The organism is Bradyrhizobium sp. Ce-3, from assembly GCF_022835695.1.
GTDB lineage: Bacteria > Pseudomonadota > Alphaproteobacteria > Rhizobiales > Xanthobacteraceae > Bradyrhizobium.
This window is the reverse complement of record NZ_BQUV01000007.1, coordinates 85381-106780: the sequence shown is the minus strand read 5'-3', so window position 1 is coordinate 106780 and position 21400 is coordinate 85381. Positions and strand designations below refer to the sequence as shown.

The following is a 21400-nucleotide window of genomic DNA, read 5'->3' as shown; positions in this document are numbered from 1 at the left end:
CAAAGGTCGATGTGTTCGATTGATTGGTATTCCGCGTCGCGCCGGCTGCATGTGAGCCGGCGCGACGAATTCCTCATTTCTTCTTGCCCGGGAAGCCGCCGAGGCCCGGCAGCATCGGCTTGCCGGAAAGGCCGGTCAGGCCCGGCACGTTCGGCAGGCCGCCGCGCAGCCCGGCCGGCAAATCCTTCGGCAGGTTGGGCAGGCCGCCGCCGGCGCCGCCCTGCATCTTCTCGGCCATCGCCTTCATCTCTTCGGCCGAAGGCGGTTTCATGCCGCCGCCAAAGCCCATCGCCTGCGCGATGCCGGCGAGCGGGCCGCGCTTGCCGCTTCCCATGGCCTTCATCATGTCGGCCATGTTCCGGTGCATCTTCAGGAGCTTGTTGACCTGCTCGACGCTCTGGCCGGCGCCGGCCGCGATCCGCTTCTTGCGGCTCGCCTTCAGGATGTCCGGACTCTTGCGCTCGGCCCGCGTCATCGAATCGATCACCGCGACCTGGCGCTTGATGATCTTGTCGTCGATGCCGGCCGCCGCGATCTGGTTCTTCATCTTGGCGATGCCGGGCATCATGCCCATCAACCCGCCGATGCCGCCCATATTGGCCATCTGCTGCAGCTGTTCGCGCATGTCGTTGAGGTCGAACTGACCCTTGCGCATGCGCTCGGCGGTGCGCGCGGCCTTCTCGGCGTCGATGTTCGCGGCCGCCTTCTCGACCAGCGAGACGACGTCGCCCATGCCGAGGATGCGGCCGGCGATGCGGTTGGGGTGGAAGTCTTCCAGCGCGTCGGTCTTTTCGCCGGTGCCGATCAGCTTGATCGGCTTGCCGGTGACCGCGCGCATCGACAGCGCCGCGCCGCCGCGGCCATCGCCGTCGACGCGCGTCAGCACGATGCCGGTGAGGCCGACGCGCTCGTCGAACGAGCGTGCGAGATTGACCGCGTCCTGGCCGGTGAGGCTATCCGCGACCAGCAGCACTTCATGCGGGTTGGCGGCGGCCTTGATCTCGGCCGCCTCCTTCATCATGTCTTCGTCGAGCGTGGTGCGGCCGGCGGTGTCGAGCAGCACCACGTCGTAGCCGCCGAGCTTGCCGGCTTCCAGCGCGCGCTTGGCGATCTGCGGCGGCATCTGGCCGGCGACGATCGGCAAGGTCGGAATGTCGAGGTCGCGGCCGAGCACCGCGAGCTGCTCCATCGCCGCCGGGCGGTAGACGTCGAGCGAAGCCATCAGCACCTTGCGCTTGTCGCGCTGGACCATGCGGCGCGCGAGCTTTGCGGTGGTGGTGGTCTTGCCGGAGCCCTGCAGACCGACCATCATGATCGGCACCGGCGGCACGGAATTGATATCGATGGTCTGGCCGTCGGAGCCGAGCGTGGCGACCAGCTCGTCATGGACGATCTTCACCACCATCTGGCCCGGCGTCACCGACTTGACGACGGTGGCGCCGATCGCCTGCTCGCGGACCCGGTCGATGAAGCTGCGGACCACCTCGAGCGCGACGTCGGCTTCGAGCAGCGCGCGGCGCACCTCGCGCATCGCGGCATCGACGTCCTTTTCGGTCAGCGCACCGCGCCCCGTCAGACGATCGAGAATGCCACCAAGCCGTTCCGACAGATTGTCGAACAATGCCGTTGTCCTTCGTTGCGCCCGTGAGCGCGCTTCACCCGTTTCCCGTCATGCCCCGCGAAAAGCGGGGTATCCAGTCCGCCGCGGCCTCCCGGTTCGATCCGAGCTGCCTCTGGAATACTGGATCACCTGCCTTCGCGGGTGATGACCAGATAGTTCGCCTCGGCACCGTGCCAAGACGGGTCGCCAAGACGATGGTCCAAACACTTTCGCGCCCGAGGGCGCATCGCGCTGTCGGGCGTTGGCCTCTGGCCTCCAGGACCAGTCGGCGGGTCGAAAAGACGGATCTTTCCGAGAAAGTGGCCGCGTTAAACGCTGCCGGGGCGGCAAAGTCAAGGAAAGTTTCGCCACAACTCGCGCGATTCAAAGCCTAAGACATTGAAATTACGCCAATTTGGCGTGCTGGTTCCGGATTCGCCGCTGCCACCCATATAACCGGAGCCTGCCTCCTGTTTGGGAACCCGCTTGCCCATCACCCGCCGCCGCGTTCTTGCAACCTTGACCGGAGCCGCCGCAGCGCTCGGCGTGCCCTCGATCTGGATGACTTACATGAAAACCTATGACGGCCCCGTCTCGGATCACTTCGACGGCCTGCACTTCTTCGATCCGGATGGCGCGCCGCCGAAATCGCTCGGCGAGGTGTTGCGCTGGCAGTTCGGCGGCGGCCGCCAGCGCGCGGTCTGGCCGGACTGGGTGCCGAGCCCCTATGCCGATACGCCGCCGCCGCGCGTCGACGGCGACAGGGTGCGGCTCTGTTTCGTCGGCCATGCCAGCTGGCTGATCCAGACCGCAGGCCTCAACATCCTGGTCGATCCGGTGTGGTCGATGCGCGCCTCGCCGTTCAGCTTCGCGGGTCCGAAACGGCACAACGATCCCGGCATCGCCTTTGACAAGTTGCCCAGGATCGACGTCGTGCTGGTGTCGCACGGCCATTACGATCATCTCGACACAGCGACGCTGTCGAGGCTCAACGCCACGTTCGCGCCCCGCGTGATCACGCCGCTCGGCAACGACGTCACGATGCGGGCCTCCGACGCCGCGATCAAGGCCGAGGCATTCGACTGGCATCAGCGCGTCGAGCTCGGCGGCGGCGTTGCCGTGACCCTGGTGCCGACGCGGCACTGGTCGGCGCGCGGCCTGTTCGATCGCAACAAGGCGCTGTGGGCGAGCTTCGTGCTGGAGACGCCGGCCGGCAAGCTCTACATCGTCTGCGATTCCGGTTACGGCGACGGTCGGCATTTCCGCCGGGTGGCCGAGGTGCACGGCCCATTGCGGCTCGCGATCCTGCCGATCGGCGCCTACGAGCCGCGCTGGTTCATGCGCGACCAGCACATGAACCCGGAGGACGCAGTGAAGGCGCTGGCCGATTGCGGCGCGGGCCAGGCGCTGGCGCATCACCACGGCACATTCCAATTGACCGATGAAGCGATCGACGCGCCCGCGATCGCGCTGGGTGAAGCGCTCGACGCGGCAAAAGTGCCGCGCGAGAAGTTTGTGGCATTGAAGCCGGGACAGGTGTTTGAGATTTAGAAGGAAGGGTAGCCCGGATGGAGCGCAGCGAAATCCGGGGAAGTCCATCCGCGGAGAAGCCGACCCGGATTTCGCTGCGCTCCATCCGGGCTACGCCTGTGGCTCTACTTCTCCTTGATCGCCCAGGAGACGCTGACATTGACCGTCAGCGTTTCCTCGCCCTGCGCCACCGGGGTCGGCGCGGCGAAAGCTGCGGTGGCCATCTTGGCGCGGAACATCGGGACCGGCGCCGAGCCGACCTCCGCGATATTCAAAGGCGCGCCGAGCGTGACGCCGGCGGCCTTGGCGTAGATCTCGGCCTTGCGGCGGGCATCGGCAACAGCCTTTTCGCGCGCTTCGTCGAGCAGCTTCGAGGCCTGCGACACCGAGAAATTCAGCCCGCCGATGTCATTGGCGCCGGCGCCGACCAGCACGTCGATCACGCCGGCGACCTTGCTCACATCGTGCAGCTTGATCGTGACCCGATTGCTGGCGTGGTAGCCGACGATGCTGGGCGGGGCGTTCGGCGACGACGGCCCACGGTTGGCGAATTGCGGCTGCAGCGACAGCCGCGAGGTCTGATAGTCCTTCTCCGCGATGCCGGCGCCCTTCAGCGCGGCCAGCACCTTGCCCATGGTCACATTGTTGGCGTCGGTGGCCTCGCGCGCGGTCTTGCCGTCGGTCGTGACGCCGGCGTCGAGCTGCGCTTCGTCGGGCGCTGCCGATACGGTGGCCTCGCCGGTGACCGAGATCGCCGGCGGAAAGTCGCTGTCGGCGAATGCGGGCGCAGCCAGCAGCGTGGTCGCGATCAGGGTGGCGGCGAAGGGGAGGCGATTGGTCATTTGGCTCACTTCAGGGGTACGTAGACGTTGATCACAAGCTTGTCTTCGGCGGTCTTCAAGGGATCGGTGATGTATTCCTCGATGAAGGTGTCCTTGGCTTCGAGCTTCTTGTCGTCGAGGTGATTGGTGATCGCCTCATAGGTGTTGTCCATGTTGTCGTAGGACCCGCGATGGACGAACTTCAGCGCCTTGCCGTCGGGCGAATTGCCCATGCTGATGCTCTTGCCGAGATTCTTCAGGTCCTGATCGACCGGGATCTCGGCGATGAAGGTGAAGCCGGTGTCGTCGGTCGAGGTGTAGACGATCATCGGATTGCCCGCGGCCTTGACGCCGTCCTTGTCGAGCAGGGCGGTGAGCTGCTTGAACGCCTCGATCAGCGCGTCGAACGCCGAATCCCAGTTCGCCGTGCCCTTCAGCATCACGACCTTTTTCGGCTCCAGCGTGAACGGCTCGCCGAACGGGTCGGCGGTCTGCACGGGGGCGGCCGGCGGCGGCGCCGGGCTCTGCGACGCGGCCGGGCTGTCGGCCGGCGACTTGGTCTCGGCCGGCGGGGGCACCGGCGTTGCCGATGGCGCCGGCGCGGGCATTGGGCTCGGGCTTGCCGCTGGAGCGGGCGAGGCGGATGGCGACTGGGCAGGTGCCGGGCCTGCCAGTGTGATCGCGGCCAAAGGGAGCAGCGCGACCAGGGCGGCGCGGAGCGTGTTGATACGGTTCATTTGTTATTCTCCATCCCCTTCCCCAGACGGCCGCTCTGTCCCGGTGTGCGGTCCGCGAGGTGCGATATTCCTAACACGCGAGTTCTGCATTCGTCCCATGACAGATGTGTCATAGGGCTATTCAGACTGGCTAAGGGGCCACCACTCGCCATATAACCGGGCAGAATTTAGGAAAATCGATGAGCGCGCTCGCCAATCACGCATTCGCCAAGATGAACGGCATCGGCAACGAGATCGTCGTCGTCGACCTGCGCGATTCTGCGGCACCAGGTCGGGCACAGGTTTCGGCCGAAGAGGCGCGCGCGGTGGCGTCGCCGGCTGGGGCGCCCTATGACCAGCTGATGGTGCTGCAGCCGCCGCGGCTCGACGGCACCGAAGCGTACATCACGATCTACAATAATGACGGCTCGGAGGCCGGCGCCTGCGGCAACGGCATGCGTTGCGTGGTGCGGCGGATCTTCGAGAAGACCGGCCAGACCACGGCGACGTTCCAGACCCGGGCCGGGCTGCTCAATTGCTGGCAGGGGCCGGCGCCCGACCTCTACACGGTCGACATGGGCGCGCCGAAGTTCGGCTGGCAGGACATTCCGCTGGCTGAGGAATTTCGCGACACCCGCTACATCGAGTTGCAGGTCGGCCCGATCGACAATCCGGTGCTGCATTCGCCCTCGGTGGTCTCGATGGGCAATCCGCATGCGATCTTCTGGGTCGATGACGTCAATGCCTACGACCTCGAGCGGTTTGGGCCGCTGCTGGAAAACCATCCGATCTTCCCGGAGCGCGCCAACATCACGCTCGCCCATATCGTCGATCGCGACCACATCACGATCCGCACCTGGGAGCGCGGCGCCGGCCTCACCAGGGCCTGCGGCTCGGCGGCCTGCGCGACGGCGGTGGCGGCGGCGCGGCTGAAGCGCGCCAACCGCAGCGTCGAGATCACGCTGCCCGGCGGCAAGCTCGGCATCGAGTGGCGCGAGCGCGACGATCATGTGCTGATGACCGGCACCGCCGATTTCGAATATGAGGGCCGCTTCGATCCGGCGCTGTTCGCCAGCGTCGCCTGATCAGGCTTGGAATCCGTCATGGCCGTCGATGTCGTCACCTTTGGCTGCCGCCTCAACGCCTTCGAATCCGAGGTGATCAGGCGCGAGGCCGAGCAGGCTGGGCTCACCGATACCGTCGTCATCAACAGCTGCGCCGTCACCAACGAGGCGGTGGCGCAGGCCCGGCAGTCGATCCGCAAGCTGAAGCGCGAGCGCCCGGCCGCACGCATCGTCGTCACCGGCTGCGCGGCGCAGACGCAAAGCCAGATGTTCGCTGAGATGGCCGAGGTCGATCGCGTCGTCGGCAATGACGAGAAGATGCGCGGTGCCGCCTGGCAGGCGGCACGTGCAGCCTTCGATGCGCCGTTCGGCACCGCTGCAAGCGAGAAGGTCGCAGTCGCCGACATCATGGCGGTGACGGAGATGGCGCCGCATCTGCTCGACGGCTACGCGCGCGGCCTGCCGCGGGTGTTCGTGCAGGTGCAGAATGGCTGCGACCATCGCTGCACCTTCTGCATCATCCCCTATGGCCGCGGCAATTCGCGCTCGGTGCCGATGGGCGCGGTGGTCGATCAGATCCGTACTCTGGTCGAGCGCGGCCATGCCGAGATCGTGCTGACCGGCGTCGATCTCACGAGCTATGGCGCCGACCTGCCCGGCGCGCCGAAGCTCGGACAATTGACCCGCCAGATCCTGCGTCACGTGCCCGAGCTGAAGCGGCTGCGCATCTCCTCGATCGATTCGATCGAGGCCGACCGTGATTTGCTCGATGTGATCGCCGACGACGCGCGTTTGATGCCGCATCTGCATCTGTCGCTGCAATCAGGCGACGACATGATCCTGAAGCGGATGAAGCGCCGGCATTCACGCCAGCACGCGATCGACTTCTGCGCGCAGGTCCGCCGGCTGCGGCCGGACATCGCGTTCGGCGCCGACATCATCGCAGGTTTCCCGACCGAGACTGACGAGATGTTTTCGCGCTCGCTCGACCTGATCGAGGCATGCGACCTCACCTTCCTGCATGTATTCCCCTATTCGCCGCGTCCCGGCACGCCGGCCGCACGGATGCCGCAGGTCGCAGGCGCAACGATCAGGGAGCGCGCGAAGCGATTGCGGTCGGCGGGTGAGGCTGCGCTGCTGCGGCGACTCGCGGCGGAAGTCGGCGCCACGCGCGAGGTGCTGATCGAAAGCGAGCGGCAAGGCCGCACCGAGCATTTCCTGCCGGTTGCGATCGAGGGCGATGAGCCGGGCATGGTGCGGCGGCTCGTCGTGACCGGCCATGGCGGTGCGCGTCTTGCCGCATCGGTCGGCGACGTTCGTTGAGACGACGCTCTCCGCCCGTTCCCCTCTCGTCATTCCGGGTCATGCAAAGCATGAGCCGGACGCGGATTGCGCCCTCACTCAGTCCGGATGTTGGTTGCCTGGATCACCCTGGCCCATTTTTCAAGTTCGATCGCGACTTGTTCGCCGAACTCCGCCGGGGTGCTCCCAACCGGCTCGAAGCCGAGCGTTAGCAACCGCGCCTTCACGTCCGGATGCGACATGCTCTTGACGATTTCTCGGTTGAGGAGCGCAATGATATCCCGATGCGTGCCGGCCGGGACAAAGACTCCGAACCAATTGTCGAACTCGATGTCCGGATAGCCCGCTTCCGCCGTCGTTGGCACGTCGGCGAGCGCCTGCAGCCGTCTCCTGTACGCCACCGCCAACGCGCGCAGCTTGCCGTCCTCGAGCTGCGGCACAACTGGCGCTGGTGCGGCAAGGCACATCGTCGTATGGCCCGCTACCGTCGAGCCGATTGCCAAGGCAGCGCTGTTGTAGGGGATATGCACGAGGTCGACGCCAAGCGACTGGCGCAGCATCTCGCCTACGATATGTCCGGGCGACCCCGCCCCGGCTGTTGCGTAGTTGAATTTGCCGGGATTGCTTTTAATCAGGGCAGCCAGCTCCTTGAGCGTCTGCGCCGGCACCGAGGGATTTAACGCGAGCGCGACACTCGTGCTGACGGCGAGTGTTACCGCATCAAAGGATGTGCGGGCGTCATAGGGCACCTTGTCGTGCAATGCGGGATTGATCGTGAAATTGGGCGGAGTGACGAGGACAGTGTAACCGTCGGGCGCCGTCGTGGCCGCTCGGCCAACGCCAATGTTGCCGCCGGCGCCGCTCACGTTCTCGACATAGAACTGCTCTCCAAGCTGCTCCGATAATTCTTGCGCGATGATGCGGCCGAAAACATCGGCGTTCCCGCCTGGCCCGAACGGAACGATCACGCGCACCGGTCGTGCCGGATAGGCCTGCGCCCACGCGATGTCCGGTGCGGCCAGCAGTGCGACTGAGCTTGCGATGAAGGTGCGTCGCTTCATTCGCCCATCAACAACCGTTCGTGGCTATGGGTCTCCATCTTCGCAGGGACGACATCGAGATTGTTGGCGCACCGGGGAATGCCACGAGAGAAAAATGCGTACCCCGAAAGGATGTGGAGGGGCGTTTCCTCTGCTTGTCTGCTTGCAAGCGTCAAATCACCCGCATGCGCGGATGATGGCACCGAGCCGGGTGGTTGAAATCGCGATCAGTCGCGCCATCGCGCATGACGCTCTCAGTGCGTGCGTCCGCCCGGCCTTGCCGGCTGCGCAGCGCGCACCTGCCAGAATCGCAGCAGGCGATCGGCGTTTTCGCGGGTCAATTTCGTGAACTGGTTCTTCGCCTGGCCGAGCTCCACCGGTCCCATCGAGCCGGTGGTGTAGCGGCATTCCATCACCGCGGCGGTGGTCTCCCAGCTCAGGCCCGCGGCGCGGCACGGCACCAGCAGGCCCTCGCTGCGCAGGCTCTGCATCAGGGAGCGGATCACCTCGATGCTCGACTGCGCAAGGTCCGCCAGCGCAACGATGGTCTCTTCATATTTTCGCTGCCTGGCGAAGCCGAGCAGGGCGGCCTCGTTGAGCTCGCCGCTGTCTTTCAGCTTGGCGACGAGGCGCCGCGCCGCGGTGAAATCGCGCACCTGCGACATGTCGCGCTCGACGCCGGCGGCGACCGCGGCAATCGCGCTCCTGATCTCCTCGAACAGATAGGGCGGGGCGCGTTCCAGCAAGCGGCCGCGAACCTCATCAGTTGCATCGCGCAGCAGCTGAAGGCGCAGCTCCGAGGGCAGATCGGCGCGGATGCCGGTCTGCACCGCGAGTACCGGATCGTGCTCGGCCTGCGCGAGGATGATGGCAAAGCCGTCCGGCGACAGCTTGGCGCCGGGATTGGTGACCAGACGGTGACTGACGCTGGCAAAGCGGCGAGCCAGCAGCGCGTCGGTGACGACTTCCTTCAGCCACCAGCGGCCGGCGACGGCGAGCAGGTGCTGCTCGCTTTTGGTTTGCGCGAGCTCGACCAAATCGTCCGCGCTGAGCCGCGAGGATTCCTGCAGGATCGGCCGCGCGATCCTGATCTCGTCATTGCCGGCGAGACGGCGAATGATCGCGGGCGGCGCCTGGGCGACCGGCGCGAGCTGCTCGCTGATGTCGCTGAGCGCCATCCGGGCGCTGATGTCGGCAAGCGCGCGCAGCTCGATGGTCTTCACCAGACGCTCGAGCACGTTGTCGAACAGCTCGACCTGCTCGTTGTTGAAGCTGCCGGCCGATGCGAGGAAAAGGCTGGTGACGCGCTTTGCCGTGGTGATGCATTTCTCGGCGGAGCCGGCGCGTATCGCAGCCTCGACCTCGTCGACAATTGCTTGCCCATCATTCAGCATTGCTCGTCCTGAGCCCGTCGCGGCGCGCTTTTCTAAGCCGCCTGCAGGACTACCGGATCGGGCTGAATGTTCCGTAAAGGATAATTGTCCGTAAAATCACGGAGGTTACTCGCCATTCCAGCCGCAGGCCTTGAGCCGCGCCTGCATGTGCTCGGGCGCAGGTGCTACGACATGCACCGGGTCCTTGTTGCGGGAGATCGGGATGCCGATTGCGCGGGAATGCAGATGCAGGGTCGGCTCGCCGAAGCGCGGGCCGTTGCCATAGATGTTGTCGCCGACGATCGGCCAGCCCATCGCCGAGGAATGCACCCGCAGCTGATGGGTGCGGCCGGTGATCGGCTCCATCGCCAGCCAGGCGAGACCGTCGCCGCGTCCCAGCACCTTCCAGTTGGTGATCGCCTTCTGCCCGTCCGGATCCGGCTTCTGCCACCAGCCGCGCTCGGCGTTGAGCCGGCCGAGCGGCATGTCGATGGTGCCTTCGTCCTCCGTGGGGCCGCCCTCGACCACGGTCCAATAGGTCTTTGCGATCTTGCTGTGCTTGAACAGCAGCCCGAGCGAGGCGGTTGCCTTGCGGTGGCGTCCCAGGACGAGGCAGCCGGAGGTGTCCTTGTCGAGCCGATGCGCCAGCACCGGCGGTCGCGGCAGGCCGAATCGCAGCGCGTCGAACGAGGCCTCCAGATTGGGCCCGCCCTTGGGGCCGCGATGCACCGGCAGGCCGGCCGGCTTGTCTATGACCAGCATCAGCCCGTCGCGGTGGAGCACCCGGCCCAGGATTTCTTCCGCGGTCAATTGGGGAACATCGATCAATTCGTCGAGACTTTCGTTTGTGAGGCGAAACGGCTAACACAGCCGCGCCATGAACGATACCACTGCGGGAACTCCCAAACAGAGCTGGTGGCAGCGGCTGAAAGGCGGCCTGAAGCGGACCTCGAGTTCGATCGGGACCGCGGTCGCCGACCTCGTCACCAAGCGCAAGCTCGATTCGGCCATGCTCGACGATATCGAGGATGTGCTGCTGCGCGCCGACCTCGGTACCGACGTGGCGGTCCGCATCGCGGAGGCGGTCGGCAAGGGCCGCTATGACAAGGCGATCTCGGCCGACGAGGTCAAGGACGTCGTTGCGACCGAGGTCGAGAAGGTGCTGGCGCCGGTGGCGAAGCCGCTCGAGATCGATGCGACGCTGAAGCCGTTCGTGATCCTGGTTGTCGGCGTCAACGGCTCCGGCAAGACCACGACGATCGGCAAGCTGGCCGCGAAGTTCTCCGCCGAAGGCCGCAAGGTCATGCTGGCCGCCGGGGACACCTTCCGCGCCGCGGCCATCGAGCAGCTCAAGATCTGGGGCGAGCGCACCAAGTCGCCGGTGATCGCGGGCGCGCAGGGCTCGGATTCGGCAAGCCTCGCCTTCAGCGCGCTGACCGCGGCCAGGGAGCAGGCGCGAGACGTGCTGTTGATCGACACCGCCGGCCGGCTGCAGAACAAGTCCGAGCTGATGAACGAGCTCGAAAAAGTCGTGCGCGTGATCAAGAAGGTCGATGCGACGGCGCCGCATGCGGTGCTGCTCGTGCTCGACGCCACGGTGGGACAAAATGCGCTGTCGCAGGTCGAGGCGTTTCATCGTACGGCAGGCGTCACCGGCCTGGTGATGACCAAGCTTGACGGCACCGCGCGCGGCGGCATCCTGGTCGCGCTGTCGGAGAAGCATCGGCTGCCGGTGCATTTCATCGGCGTCGGCGAAGGCGTCGAGGATCTCGCGCCCTTCACCGCGAAGGACTTTGCCAAGGCGATTGCCGGGATCGAGTAATTCATCCTTCGAGACGCGCGCAAATGCGCGCTTCTCAGGATGACGGTTGGATACGAAGGTCGTCATCCCGAGGAGGCGCGAGGCGCCGTCTGGAAGGATGGCCAAGATAAGAGTTCGATGGATTGAATTGATGGACAAGACCCAGCCGCATCCGCTGTTCAAGCTCGCAACCGAACTCGGGCCGCTGCTCGTGTTCTTCGTCGCCAATGCCAAGTACCATCTGTTCGTCGCCACGGCTGCGTTCATGGTGGCGATCGTAGCTGCCATGATCGCATCCTATGTGGTGACCAGGCACGTGCCGATCATGGCGCTGGTGACCGGCGCGATCGTGCTGGTGTTCGGCACCCTGACGCTGGTGCTGCACGACGAGACCTTCATCAAGGTCAAGCCGACCATCATCTACGGCCTGTTCGCGGCCGTGCTCGGCGGCGGGCTGTTGTTCGGCCGCTCCTTCATCGCGGTGATGTTCGACCAGATGTTCAACCTGACGCCGCAGGGTTGGCGCATCCTCACCATGCGCTGGGCGCTGTTCTTTGCCGGTATGGCTATCCTCAACGAGATCGTCTGGCGCACCCAGACCACCGATTTCTGGGTGAACTTCAAGGTGTTCGGGGTCACCCCGCTGACCATGATCTTCGCCATCGCCCAGATGCCGCTGACCAAGCGCTATCATCTGGAGCCGGTCTCGCTGGAAACCAGCGAAGCGGAAGCCGGCGACCTGCGGAAGTAGCTCGGAACGCAGCGCGGGCGATTGCGCCGCGCTGCGTTCGAGGCTTCAGAGATCAAGTCTTCAGAGCCTAGCTCTTCTGCTTGGCGACGATCTTGTCCTTGATCTTGTCGTAGGTCGCCTGCGGCAGGATGTTCTTCTGTACCAGTTCATCCTTGCCCTTGTAGGGGCGGCCCTTGATGATCGCGGCCGAATAGGCCTTGCCGACACCCGGCAGCGCGTCGAGCTGGTCGGTGCTGGCGCTGTTGATGTCGAGCAGGTCGTCCTTCGCCATTCCCGTCGTCTTCAACTCAGGTGTGACGGCCTTCGGGGCGGGAGCCATCTTGCTCTCGGACTTCGCAGCGGGTGCAGCCGGCTGCGGAGTCTGGGCCATCGACGGCGACGCCGTGATCATGCCGAGTGCGAGCGTGGTGGCGAGAAGTGAAGCGAGCGTGGTCTTGCGCATATGTCCCCTCCAGAGGAACGTTGATGTCAACGCTGCTCAGTTGGGGTTGGGTTCATGGCGTTGCCGTGGCCGCGAAATGAACCTGAGATAAACCTGTCGAAGTATTATGCCGCAGGTGTTTTCTCGCGTCATTCATGCGCGATTCAGGTTCGCGAGTCACGGCACGCCGATGCGGTTTACTGTCCCGCGCGCAGCGCCTTCTCGATCTCGGCCTTCAGCACGGTGTTGACGTTCTCGGGCGTCACCGGGCCGACCAGCTTGTAGACGATCGTGCCCTCGCGCCCGACCAGGAAGGTCTCGGGCACGCCGTAGACGCCCCATTCGATCGAGGCGCGGCCGTTGCCGTCGACGCCGACGATGCCGAACGGATTGCCGTAGCGGCCGAGGAAGCGCCGCGCGTTCTCGGGCGAGTCCTTGTAGTTGATGCCGATGATCTGGAAGCGCTTGTCCTTACCGAGTTCGGTCAGCAGCGGCGCTTCGTCATGGCAGGGCACGCACCAGGATGCCCAGACGTTGACGATTGAGACCTTGCCCTTGAAGGCCGCAGGATCGAGGCCGGGGACGGGCGTGCCGTCCTTCACCAGGCCGTCGAGCGCGGGCAGGGCGGTCTGTGGCGCCGGCCGGCCGATCAGCGCTGACGGGATTTTCGACGGATCGCCGCCATAGAGCCGCAGCAGGAACAGCCCGGCGAGGGCGAGGAAAACCACCAGCGGCAGCAGCACCAGCAGGCGGCGCGCTTGCGGCGGGCTGTTGGTCGCCTGCTCGCTCATCTGATATCCGCCGCGCTGCGGCCGGAGCGGCGCGTAATGCCGCTGGCCTCGATCTCCTTGAGGCGCGCCTGCTGCCGGCGATAGTCGGCGACGATCCACACGATCAACAGCAGCACGACGGCTGCGACCAGGGCATAGGACGTCACGATGAAGGAGGCGTAGGGACCGAGCGACATCGTGTCAGGCCGCTCCGATTTCTTTTGCACCGGCGCCCGCTTCGCTCGCGAACGCGACGCGGCTGGCCTGCATCATCTGCAGGCTGCGCACGCGCCGGCGCAGGATCTCGTTGCGCATCGCCGCCAGGTGCAGCGTGACGAACAGCAGCGAGAACGCGATCGCCATCACCAGCAGCGGCCACAGGAACGCCTTGTCGAGCGTCGATCCGCCCATCCGGAGCACCGAGGCCGGCTGATGCAGCGTGTTCCACCAGTCGACCGAGAACTTGATGATCGGGATGTTGATCGCGCCAACGAGAGTCAGCACCGCTGCCGCCCGCGCCGCGCGCGACGGATCCTCCACCGCGCGCCACAGCGCCATCAGGCCGAGATACATCAGGAACAGGATCAAGACCGAGGTCAGCCGCGCATCCCACTCCCAATAGGTGCCCCACATCGGCCGGCCCCACAGCGAGCCGGTGACGAGCGCAAGGAAGGTGAAGGCGGCGCCGATCGGGGCGGCGGCTTTCGCCGCGACGTCGGCGAGCGGGTGCCGCCATACCAGCGTGCCGAGCGCGGCGACGCTCATGACGCCCCAGACGAACATCGAAAGCCACGCATTCGGGACGTGGATGAACATGATCTTGACCGTGGCGCCCTGCTGATAATCGTCGGGCGCCATCGCCGACTGGTACAGCCCGATCGCAAGCAGGATCGCGGTCACGCCGGCGAGCCACGGCAGGATGCGCGCGGTCAGCGCCAGAAACCTGGTCGGATTGGCGAGGTCGGTCAGCGTCGCGGTCAGCGTCATGGCACCCTGATAGTCGTCCAATGTGTCGCACGCAATTGGCCGAATCCCCCTCGGCGAGATTTGATCGGGTCCATCTCAGTCCAGTCCGTGCCGCAGGCTCGCGGCGGCGGCAAATGGGCCGATCACGAGGCTGGCAAGCGACAGCGCGCAGAGGATCGAGAACGGTGTTCCAAACGGCAGTGGACCCGATATCGCCGCCTGCGAGGCCGCAACGCCGAAGATCAGCACCGGGATCGACAGCGGCAGCACCAGCACCGCCAGCAATAGCCCGCCGCGATGCAGTGTCACCGCCAGTGCCGCGCCGATCATGCCGGTAAAGGTCAGCGCCGGAGTTCCGGCCAGCAAGGTCGCGGCCACCGCAAGCGTCGCCGTGCCGTCGAGGTTGAGCAGCAGGCCGAGGATGGGTGTGGCGATGATCAGCGGCAGGCCGGCGGCGATCCAGTGCGCCAGCGCCTTGGCCGCGCAGGCGAGTTCCAGCGGTGTCCGGCTCATCACGATGAGATCGAGCGAGCCGTCCTCGTGATCGGCCGTGAACAGCCGATCGAGGGTCAGCAAACTCGCCAGCAACGCGCCGAGCCAGAGGATCGCCGGGCCGAGCCGCGACAGCAGCGCCAGATCCGGCCCGACCGCGAACGGCATCAGCACCGTGACGGTGAGGAAGAACAGCACCCCGATCAGCGCGCCGCCGCCGACGCGCAACGCGATCCGGATGTCGCGGCGGATCAATGCAGCCAGCGCGCTCATGCCGCGCCTCCCATCCGCAAATCGCGCGCATCGATGCCGAGCGGCAGGTGCGTCGCGGCGACGATCAGGCCGCCGCTGGCGAGATGGTCGCGCATCAGGCCGACGAACAGCGCCTGTCCGGCCGCATCGAGCGCCGATGTCGGCTCGTCCAGCAGCCAGACCGGCCGCCGCACCGAGAGCAGGCGGGCGATCGACAGCCGGCGGCGCTGGCCGGCGGAGAGGTAGGCCGCCGGCAGGTGCGCGGCGTGGTCGAGCGCCACGGCGACGAGGCATTGGCCGGCGTCGCGGGTCTCGCCGCCGAGGAAATCCCGCCAGAAGGAAAGATTTTCCGCGACACTCAGTGCCGGCTTCAGGGCGTCGCGATGGCCGAGATAGTGCGCCTGTTCGGGCAGGCTGAGCTCGGCGTCGCCGCCCTCGAGCGCGATCGACCCCTCGGCCGGAACCAGCAGCCCGGCGAGGACGCGCAGCAGCGAGGTCTTGCCCGACCCATTGGGGCCGGTGATCGCGAGCGCCTCGCCGGCCACAGCCGACAGATCGAGGCCGGAAAACACCTCGCGTCCGCCGCGCACGCATTTCAGATTTCGTCCCGAGAGCCGCATGGTTCGTTGTGTCACAGCCCTCTGAAATCTTTCGCTACCGCGTGAGAATTTTTGGGTCGCGCAGCGCTGCCGCACGCTTGTCGGTGTGGCGGTGCTTCTAGAAAGGTTCTATAAGCCCGGAACTTGATGCAGCACACACAATCGGCGGCCGCAACCCACCCAGGCCATCCCTCGGCCAGTGTCGGTCGCCGGTGTTTAGTTACCCTTGCCGGGTATAACTGAAAATTGGGATTCCTCGCATGACCTCGCTCGACAGCTTCAAATGCCGCAAGACCATGAAGGTCGGCGGCAAGTCCTACGTCTATTACAGCCTCCCCCAGGCAGAGAAGAACGGACTGAAGGGTATTTCGAAGCTGCCGTATTCGATGAAGGTTCTGCTCGAGAACCTGCTGCGCAACGAGGACGGCCGCACCGTCAAGAAGGAAGACATCGTTGCGGTGTCGAAGTGGCTGAAGAAGCGCCAGCTCGAGCACGAAATCGCATTCCGCCCGGCGCGCGTGCTGATGCAGGATTTCACCGGCGTTCCGGCCGTGGTCGATCTCGCGGCGATGCGCAACGCGATGCAGAACCTCGGCGGCGATGCCGAGAAGATCAACCCGCTGGTGCCGGTCGATCTCGTCATCGACCACTCGGTGATCGTCAACTTCTTCGGTGACAACAAGGCATTCGCGAAGAACGTCACCGAGGAATACAAGCAGAACCAGGAGCGCTACGAGTTCCTGAAGTGGGGCCAGAAGGCGTTCTCGAACTTCTCGGTGGTGCCGCCCGGCACCGGCATCTGCCACCAGGTCAATCTCGAATATCTCGCGCAGACGGTGTGGACCAAGAAGGAGAAGATGACGGTCGGCAAGAAGACCGGCACCTTCGAGGTCGCCTATCCGGACTCGCTGGTCGGCACCGACTCGCACACCACGATGGTCAACGGCCTCGCCGTGCTCGGCTGGGGCGTCGGCGGCATCGAGGCGGAAGCCTGCATGCTCGGCCAGCCGCTGTCGATGCTGCTGCCGGAAGTGGTCGGCTTCAAGCTCAAGGGCCAGCTCAAGGAAGGCGTCACCGCGACCGACCTCGTGCTGACCGTGACCCAGATGCTGCGCAAGCTCGGCGTGGTCGGCAAGTTCGTCGAGTTCTTCGGCCCCGGCCTCGATTTCCTGTCGGTCGCGGACAAGGCGACCATCGGCAACATGGCGCCCGAATATGGTGCAACCTGCGGTTTCTTCCCGGTCGATGCCGCGACCATCGATTATCTGAAGACCTCGGGCCGCAAGGCCGATCGGGTCAAGCTGGTTCAGGCCTACGCCAAGGCGCAGGGCCTGTTCCGCACCGCCAAGTCGGCTGACCCGGTGTTCACCACCACGCTGACGCTCGACCTCGCCGACGTGGTGCCGTCGATGGCCGGACCGAAGCGCCCCGAAGGCCGCATCGCGCTGCCGGCGGTGTCGACCGGTTTCGCGACCGCCCTGGTCGGCGAATACAAGAAGCCCGAGGGTGAGACCAAGCGCTTCGCGGTCGAGGGCCGCAACTTCGATCTCGGCCATGGCGACGTCGTGATCGCGGCGATCACCTCCTGCACCAACACCTCGAACCCGAGCGTGCTGATCGGCGCCGGCCTGCTGGCGCGCAAGGCGGTCGCCAAGGGGCTGAAGGCCAAGCCGTGGGTGAAGACCTCGCTCGCGCCGGGCAGCCAGGTGGTGGCGGAGTATCTCGCCAATTCCGGCCTGCAGGCCGATCTCGACAAGGTCGGCTTCAACCTGGTCGGCTTCGGCTGCACCACCTGCATCGGCAATTCCGGCCCGCTGCCGGAAGACATCTCGAAGTCGATCAACGACAACGGCATCGTCGCCGCCGCGGTGCTGTCGGGTAACCGCAACTTCGAAGGCCGCGTCTCGCCCGACGTGCAGGCGAACTACCTCGCCTCGCCGCCGCTGGTGGTCGCCCATGCGCTCGCCGGCACCGTGACCAAGGATCTCGCGGTCGAGCCGATCGGCATCGGCAAGGACGGCAAGCCGGTGTTCCTCAAGGACATCTGGCCGACCACCAAGGAGATCAACGCCTTCATGAAGAAGTTCGTCACCGCGACGATCTTCAAGAAGAAGTACGCCGACGTGTTCAAGGGCGACACCAACTGGCGCAAGATCAAGACCACGGAAAGCGAGACCTATCGCTGGAACATGAGCTCGACCTATGTGCAGAACCCGCCCTATTTCGAAGGCATGAAGAAGCAGCCGGACCCGGTTGTCGACGTGGTCGACGCCCGCATCCTCGCGATGTTCGGCGACAAGATCACCACCGACCACATCTCGCCGGCCGGTTCGATCAAGCTGACCTCGCCCGCCGGCAAGTTCCTCAGCGAGCACCAGGTGCGCCCCGCCGACTTCAACCAGTACGGCACGCGGCGCGGCAACCATGAAGTCATGATGCGCGGCACCTTCGCCAACATCCGCATCAAGAACTTCATGCTGAAGGGCGCCGACGGCAATATTCCGGAAGGCGGTCTGACCAAGCACTGGCCCGACGGCGCGCAGATGTCGATCTACGACGCCGCGATGAAGTACCAGGCCGAAGGCGTGCCGCTGGTGGTGTTCGCCGGCGCCGAATACGGCAACGGCTCGTCGCGCGACTGGGCCGCAAAGGGCACCCGCCTGCTCGGCGTGCGCGCGGTGATCTGCCAGAGCTTCGAGCGCATCCATCGCTCCAACCTGGTCGGCATGGGCGTGCTTCCGCTCACCTTCCAGGACGGCACGTCGTGGTCCTCGCTCGGCCTCAAGGGCGACGAGAAGGTCACGATCCGCGGCCTGCAGGGCGATCTGAAGCCGCGCCAGACGCTGACCGCCGAGATCGTCTCCGCCGACGGCGGCAAGCGGGATGTCCCGCTGCTCTGCCGCATCGACACGCTGGACGAGCTCGATTACTACCGCAACGGCGGCATCCTGCACTACGTGCTGCGCAAACTCGCGGCCTAGGCCTTTGTTTGAGCATGGTCACCGCGCAAACGCCCTGCATTTGTCGCGAAGGACCATGCTCTCACGCGGATTTGTGATCGGTGCCTCACTGCTTAGTGAGTAGCGGCTAAAATGAAGGCGGCCTATGAAAAGGCCGCTTTCTCGCGTTTTGGGGCACGCAAGTTCAGGGACAGACTTCATGCTCCGTACAATTACGGATAGAAATCATCACGACTGGTTCGCAGTATGACAGCGATGATGGCCTATAATTCTATCTCGCGATGGTCCAGCGCCCTCGGTATCTGCGCAATCGTCGCGATCATCCGCCCCGCTCACGCCGATCCGCGTGCTGTCGTCGAACTCTTCACTTCGCAGGGATGCTCGTCTTGTCCGCCCGCGGACAAGATCATCGGTGAACTCGCGAAGGACCCCAACGTCATCGCGCTGAGCATGCCGATCGACTATTGGGACTATCTCGGCTGGAAGGATACGCTGGCCGATTCCCGTTTCAGCGCGCGCCAGAAAGCGTACTCGCATATGCGCGGCGATCGCGACGTCTACACGCCGCAGGCGGTGATCAACGGCTCCGCGCATGTGATCGGCAGCGACCGCGCCAGCATCGAGAGCGCGATCAAGGACACCGAGAAGAGCGGCACCGTGATGTCGGTGCCGGTGACGATGACGCTGACCGGCAAGCAGATCAACGTGTCGGTCGCGGCATCCAAGTCGCCCGCGGTGTCGCGCGGCGAAGTCTGGATCTGCTCGATCTCGAAGTCGGTGCCGATCTCGATCGCGCGCGGCGAGAATCGCGGCCATGAGATCACGTATCACAACGTGGTGCGCAATCTGCTCAAGGTCGGCGACTGGAACGGCTCGTCCGGGAGCTGGACCGTGCCGCTGGAGAACATCACGCGCGATGGCGTCGATGCCGCGGCGGTGTACGTCCAGGACGGCAATCGCGACAAGCCGGGCCCGATGCTGGGCGCCGCCTTCACCTCGCTTCACTAGCGCGCGGCTGCGCGAGCTTCGGCCGATCGAGTCGTAGAGCTCGCGCCGCGTCGTCTGCGCGCTCAGGCGAGAGACGCGCATTCGCATCCGGACATTTGCTGAAACAAGACCGACCAGCCCTGGTGCGCGTCGTGGCGCGCATCTCGACGGCGCGTGAGGAAGCGGGTCCCCAAAAACAAAAAGGACCAACTTTCGTTGGCCCAGTGTTGGGATTTAACTCCCCTGCGAACAGGCCCGATCCCGACGGCCCCGGGGGGCTGGGGGCTGAGGAATCCGGAACCGAAAGGACCGGGCCAACGCAGGATTTTCTTTTCGCAGGGCAGCGGGGCGGGCGCTGGGCGGAAGTGGGGCAGCAATATGATTCCTCTAACGTTCCCGTGACTCTTCGGTTTTCCGGACAATCCGTCGCGCCTGGGCGTGGTTAAGGGCTGGTTGCGTTGCGAATGGCCCCTTGCAGGCCCGGTCGCTTAGCGCAATCATGTCACTCTCGTGACGATCCCGAAGTGGGGCACCGGCCTTCGGAATCCGATCGTCGCGGAGATGACAGGAGGCGCTCGATGAGTTTGATCTCGGAGGACACTGATCCGAGCGGGAGTCGCGCCGCGGCGCGACCCGCCGCCGCTGCGACCCCTCAGCCCAACCGCGTGACGTTCAATCGACTCGAACTCAACCGCATTCTCAATCTCTATGGCCGCATGGTCGCCGACGGCGAATGGCGCGACTATGCGATCGACTTCCTGAAGGACCGCGCCGTGTTCTCGGTGTTCCGCCGCGCCTCCGAAATGCCGATCTACCGGATCGAGAAGGATCCCCGGCTGGCGCGCAAGCAGGGCATGTACAGCGTGATTTCGCCGACCGGCCTGATCCTGCGCCGCGGCCATGAACTCGAGCGCGTGCTGCTCGTGATCGACCGCAAGCTGTCGCTGGTGTAGCGGCGGTGGCCGCGGCCTCGTAGCCCGGATGGAGCGAAGCTAAATCCGGGGCCATCGAAGCCGCGGATGAACCTGTCCCGGATTACGCTGCGCTTCATCCGGGCTACGTCACATTATGCTCCGCGCAAAGAAAAGCCCCGGCCGCTCGGGCCGGGGCTTGGATCGATCGGTTCGCTCGAGGCGCTTAGTCGCGCTGGCCGAGCAGCTGCAGCAGCAGCGTGAACAGGTTGATGAAGTTCAGGTAGAGCGACAGCGCACCGGTGATTGCCGCACGCTCTGCCGCCACGCCACCCTGCGAGGCGTAGCCGTAGATGTAGTCGTTCTTCAGCCGCTGGGTGTCCCAGGCGGTGAGGCCCGCGAACACCAGCACGCCGACCACCGAGACGATGAACTGCAGCGCCGAGCTCGCCAGGAACAGGTTGACCAGGCTCGCGATGATGATGCCGATCAGGCCCATGAACAGGAACGAGCCCATGCCGCTCATGTCACGCTTGGTGGTGTAGCCGTAGAGGCTCAGCGCACCGAACGTCGCCGCGGTGATGAAGAACACGCGCACGATCGAGGTGTGCGTGTACACCAGGAAGATCGACGACAGCGACAGGCCCATCAGCGCCGAGAACACCCAGAACAGCAGCTGGGCGGTCGCAGGCTGCAGGCGGTTGATGCCGGCCGAGATGACGAACACCATCGCTAAGGGCGCGAGGATGAACAGCCACTTCAGCGGGCTCACGAACATCGCGTAGCCAAACTGCGTCAGATAGGCATTGCCGAACTTGGCGACGGCGGCCGACTGGTCGGTGGTCACCGCGCCCATGTAGACGCCGAGCGCGGCCAAGCCGGTGATGGCCAGGCCGATGCTCATGTAGTTGTAGATGCGCAGCATGTAGGCGCGCAGACCGGCGTCGACGGCCGCAGCGTCAATGCGCCCGGCGGCCCGGCCGAAAGGAGAAGCGTAGTTGCGGTCTAGGTCCGACATGGTCGAATTCCCGTGGTTGGTCCCGG

The 21400-nt window shown here is 65.3% G+C and carries 21 protein-coding genes; 8 read left to right on the top strand and 13 right to left on the bottom strand.

What is annotated here, in order from left to right:
* Nucleotides 1-73: 73 nt before the first annotated feature.
* Nucleotides 74-1621, bottom strand: coding sequence for a signal recognition particle protein (ffh, locus tag BRSPCE3_RS23920; RefSeq protein ID WP_244068745.1), 1548 nt, complete (start codon nt 1619-1621; stop codon nt 74-76).
* 465 nt (nt 1622-2086) lie between these two features.
* Between ffh and BRSPCE3_RS23915 the strand changes: the two genes are divergently transcribed.
* Nucleotides 2087-3151 (top strand): MBL fold metallo-hydrolase, encoded by a 1065-nt coding sequence (locus tag BRSPCE3_RS23915; protein ID WP_244068744.1) that lies wholly within the window; start codon nt 2087-2089, stop codon nt 3149-3151.
* A gap of 104 nt (nt 3152-3255) precedes the next feature.
* On the opposite strand, the gene BRSPCE3_RS23910 is transcribed toward BRSPCE3_RS23915, so the two are convergent.
* A complete protein-coding gene (locus BRSPCE3_RS23910; RefSeq protein WP_244068743.1) occupies nt 3256-3972 on the bottom strand; it encodes an SIMPL domain-containing protein in 717 nt (238 codons plus the stop codon).
* A gap of 5 nt (nt 3973-3977) precedes the next feature.
* Entirely contained in the window at nt 3978-4688 is a 711-nt protein-coding gene (locus BRSPCE3_RS23905; RefSeq protein WP_244068742.1) for a GyrI-like domain-containing protein, read from the bottom strand.
* A 179-nt stretch (nt 4689-4867) separates the two neighbouring features.
* Here BRSPCE3_RS23905 and dapF point away from each other — a divergent pair, with 179 nt between their 5' ends.
* Together dapF and mtaB are read left to right on the top strand one after the other, a co-directional pair.
* Nucleotides 4868-5752 carry a diaminopimelate epimerase gene (dapF, locus tag BRSPCE3_RS23900; protein WP_244068741.1) on the top strand — a complete coding sequence of 295 codons (885 nt, stop codon included), beginning with the start codon at nt 4868-4870 and terminating at the stop codon, nt 5750-5752.
* An 18-nt stretch (nt 5753-5770) separates the two neighbouring features.
* Complete coding sequence (mtaB, locus tag BRSPCE3_RS23895; RefSeq protein ID WP_244068740.1) at nt 5771-7054, top strand: tRNA (N(6)-L-threonylcarbamoyladenosine(37)-C(2))-methylthiotransferase MtaB; 1284 nt, start codon at nt 5771-5773, stop codon at nt 7052-7054.
* A gap of 74 nt (nt 7055-7128) precedes the next feature.
* On the opposite strand, the gene BRSPCE3_RS23890 is transcribed toward mtaB, so the two are convergent.
* The 3 genes from BRSPCE3_RS23890 to BRSPCE3_RS23880 all read right to left on the bottom strand — a co-directional run bounded on the left by BRSPCE3_RS23890 (nt 7129) and on the right by BRSPCE3_RS23880 (nt 10274).
* A complete protein-coding gene (locus BRSPCE3_RS23890) occupies nt 7129-8094 on the bottom strand; it encodes a tripartite tricarboxylate transporter substrate binding protein (protein WP_244068739.1) in 966 nt (321 codons plus the stop codon).
* Between the two features lie 233 nt (nt 8095-8327).
* The gene (locus BRSPCE3_RS23885; protein WP_244068738.1) at nt 8328-9467 is read right to left on the bottom strand and encodes a DUF2336 domain-containing protein; all 1140 of its coding nucleotides are present in this window, start codon (nt 9465-9467) and stop codon (nt 8328-8330) included.
* Between the two features lie 105 nt (nt 9468-9572).
* Nucleotides 9573-10274, bottom strand: a complete 702-nt coding sequence (locus tag BRSPCE3_RS23880) for an RluA family pseudouridine synthase (RefSeq protein ID WP_244068737.1) — start codon at nt 10272-10274, stop codon at nt 9573-9575.
* A gap of 49 nt (nt 10275-10323) precedes the next feature.
* On the opposite strand from BRSPCE3_RS23880, the gene ftsY reads away from it, so the two are divergent.
* On the top strand, nt 10324-11268 hold the full coding sequence (gene ftsY / locus BRSPCE3_RS23875) for a signal recognition particle-docking protein FtsY (RefSeq protein WP_244068736.1): 945 nt from the start codon (nt 10324-10326) through the stop codon (nt 11266-11268).
* Nucleotides 11269-11398: 130 nt separating this feature from the next.
* The gene (locus tag BRSPCE3_RS23870) at nt 11399-11998 is read left to right on the top strand and encodes a septation protein A (protein ID WP_194457742.1); all 600 of its coding nucleotides are present in this window, start codon (nt 11399-11401) and stop codon (nt 11996-11998) included.
* Nucleotides 11999-12065: 67 nt separating this feature from the next.
* Here BRSPCE3_RS23870 and BRSPCE3_RS23865 read toward each other — a convergent pair whose 3' ends face one another.
* From BRSPCE3_RS23865 to ccmA, 6 genes are all read right to left on the bottom strand, one after another.
* Nucleotides 12066-12440, bottom strand: coding sequence for a helix-hairpin-helix domain-containing protein (locus BRSPCE3_RS23865; RefSeq protein ID WP_244068735.1), 375 nt, complete (start codon nt 12438-12440; stop codon nt 12066-12068).
* A 176-nt stretch (nt 12441-12616) separates the two neighbouring features.
* Nucleotides 12617-13210: a DsbE family thiol:disulfide interchange protein gene (locus tag BRSPCE3_RS23860; RefSeq protein ID WP_244068734.1), complete on the bottom strand. Its 594-nt coding sequence runs from the start codon at nt 13208-13210 to the stop codon at nt 12617-12619.
* Entirely contained in the window at nt 13207-13386 is a 180-nt protein-coding gene (ccmD, locus tag BRSPCE3_RS23855) for a heme exporter protein CcmD (protein WP_244069046.1), read from the bottom strand. Before ccmD ends, BRSPCE3_RS23860 begins: the two co-directional genes overlap by 4 nt.
* Nucleotides 13387-13390: 4 nt before the next feature.
* Nucleotides 13391-14176, bottom strand: a complete 786-nt coding sequence (locus tag BRSPCE3_RS23850; RefSeq protein WP_244069045.1) for a heme ABC transporter permease — start codon at nt 14174-14176, stop codon at nt 13391-13393.
* Between the two features lie 75 nt (nt 14177-14251).
* A complete protein-coding gene (ccmB, locus tag BRSPCE3_RS23845; protein WP_244068733.1) occupies nt 14252-14920 on the bottom strand; it encodes a heme exporter protein CcmB in 669 nt (222 codons plus the stop codon).
* On the bottom strand, nt 14917-15519 hold the full coding sequence (gene ccmA / locus BRSPCE3_RS23840) for a heme ABC exporter ATP-binding protein CcmA (RefSeq protein WP_244069044.1): 603 nt from the start codon (nt 15517-15519) through the stop codon (nt 14917-14919). Before ccmA ends, ccmB begins: the two co-directional genes overlap by 4 nt.
* A gap of 239 nt (nt 15520-15758) precedes the next feature.
* Between ccmA and acnA the strand changes: the two genes are divergently transcribed.
* The 3 genes from acnA (at nt 15759) to BRSPCE3_RS23825 (ending at nt 20398) form a co-directional block, all read left to right on the top strand.
* On the top strand, nt 15759-18479 hold the full coding sequence (gene acnA, locus BRSPCE3_RS23835; protein WP_244068732.1) for an aconitate hydratase AcnA: 2721 nt from the start codon (nt 15759-15761) through the stop codon (nt 18477-18479).
* Nucleotides 18480-18704: 225 nt separating this feature from the next.
* Complete coding sequence (locus BRSPCE3_RS23830) at nt 18705-19466, top strand: thioredoxin family protein (RefSeq protein WP_244068731.1); 762 nt, start codon at nt 18705-18707, stop codon at nt 19464-19466.
* A gap of 557 nt (nt 19467-20023) precedes the next feature.
* On the top strand, nt 20024-20398 hold the full coding sequence (locus BRSPCE3_RS23825) for a DUF2794 domain-containing protein (protein WP_244068730.1): 375 nt from the start codon (nt 20024-20026) through the stop codon (nt 20396-20398).
* 184 nt (nt 20399-20582) lie between these two features.
* Here the strand turns inward: BRSPCE3_RS23825 and BRSPCE3_RS23820 are convergent, their stop codons facing one another.
* On the bottom strand, nt 20583-21374 hold the full coding sequence (locus BRSPCE3_RS23820; RefSeq protein WP_097675972.1) for a Bax inhibitor-1/YccA family protein: 792 nt from the start codon (nt 21372-21374) through the stop codon (nt 20583-20585).
* Nucleotides 21375-21400 lie beyond the last annotated feature (26 nt).

Coding starts and splice junctions, on each gene's coding strand:
- BRSPCE3_RS23860 (WP_244068734.1), bottom strand. CDS start 13,210: ATGAGCGAGCAGGCGACCAACAGCCCGCCGCAAGCGCGCCGCCTGCTG.
- BRSPCE3_RS23885 (WP_244068738.1), bottom strand. CDS start 9,467: ATGCTGAATGATGGGCAAGCAATTGTCGACGAGGTCGAGGCTGCGATA.
- ccmB (WP_244068733.1), bottom strand. CDS start 14,920: ATGAGCGCGCTGGCTGCATTGATCCGCCGCGACATCCGGATCGCGTTG.
- BRSPCE3_RS23820 (WP_097675972.1), bottom strand. CDS start 21,374: ATGTCGGACCTAGACCGCAACTACGCTTCTCCTTTCGGCCGGGCCGCC.
- acnA (WP_244068732.1), top strand. CDS start 15,759: ATGACCTCGCTCGACAGCTTCAAATGCCGCAAGACCATGAAGGTCGGC.
- BRSPCE3_RS23825 (WP_244068730.1), top strand. CDS start 20,024: ATGAGTTTGATCTCGGAGGACACTGATCCGAGCGGGAGTCGCGCCGCG.
- BRSPCE3_RS23890 (WP_244068739.1), bottom strand. CDS start 8,094: ATGAAGCGACGCACCTTCATCGCAAGCTCAGTCGCACTGCTGGCCGCA.
- BRSPCE3_RS23830 (WP_244068731.1), top strand. CDS start 18,705: ATGACAGCGATGATGGCCTATAATTCTATCTCGCGATGGTCCAGCGCC.
- ccmA (WP_244069044.1), bottom strand. CDS start 15,519: ATGCGGCTCTCGGGACGAAATCTGAAATGCGTGCGCGGCGGACGCGAG.
- mtaB (WP_244068740.1), top strand. CDS start 5,771: ATGGCCGTCGATGTCGTCACCTTTGGCTGCCGCCTCAACGCCTTCGAA.
- BRSPCE3_RS23870 (WP_194457742.1), top strand. CDS start 11,399: ATGGACAAGACCCAGCCGCATCCGCTGTTCAAGCTCGCAACCGAACTC.
- ccmD (WP_244069046.1), bottom strand. CDS start 13,386: ATGTCGCTCGGTCCCTACGCCTCCTTCATCGTGACGTCCTATGCCCTG.
- BRSPCE3_RS23905 (WP_244068742.1), bottom strand. CDS start 4,688: ATGAACCGTATCAACACGCTCCGCGCCGCCCTGGTCGCGCTGCTCCCT.
- ftsY (WP_244068736.1), top strand. CDS start 10,324: ATGAACGATACCACTGCGGGAACTCCCAAACAGAGCTGGTGGCAGCGG.
- BRSPCE3_RS23910 (WP_244068743.1), bottom strand. CDS start 3,972: ATGACCAATCGCCTCCCCTTCGCCGCCACCCTGATCGCGACCACGCTG.
- BRSPCE3_RS23865 (WP_244068735.1), bottom strand. CDS start 12,440: ATGCGCAAGACCACGCTCGCTTCACTTCTCGCCACCACGCTCGCACTC.
- dapF (WP_244068741.1), top strand. CDS start 4,868: ATGAGCGCGCTCGCCAATCACGCATTCGCCAAGATGAACGGCATCGGC.
- BRSPCE3_RS23850 (WP_244069045.1), bottom strand. CDS start 14,176: ATGACGCTGACCGCGACGCTGACCGACCTCGCCAATCCGACCAGGTTT.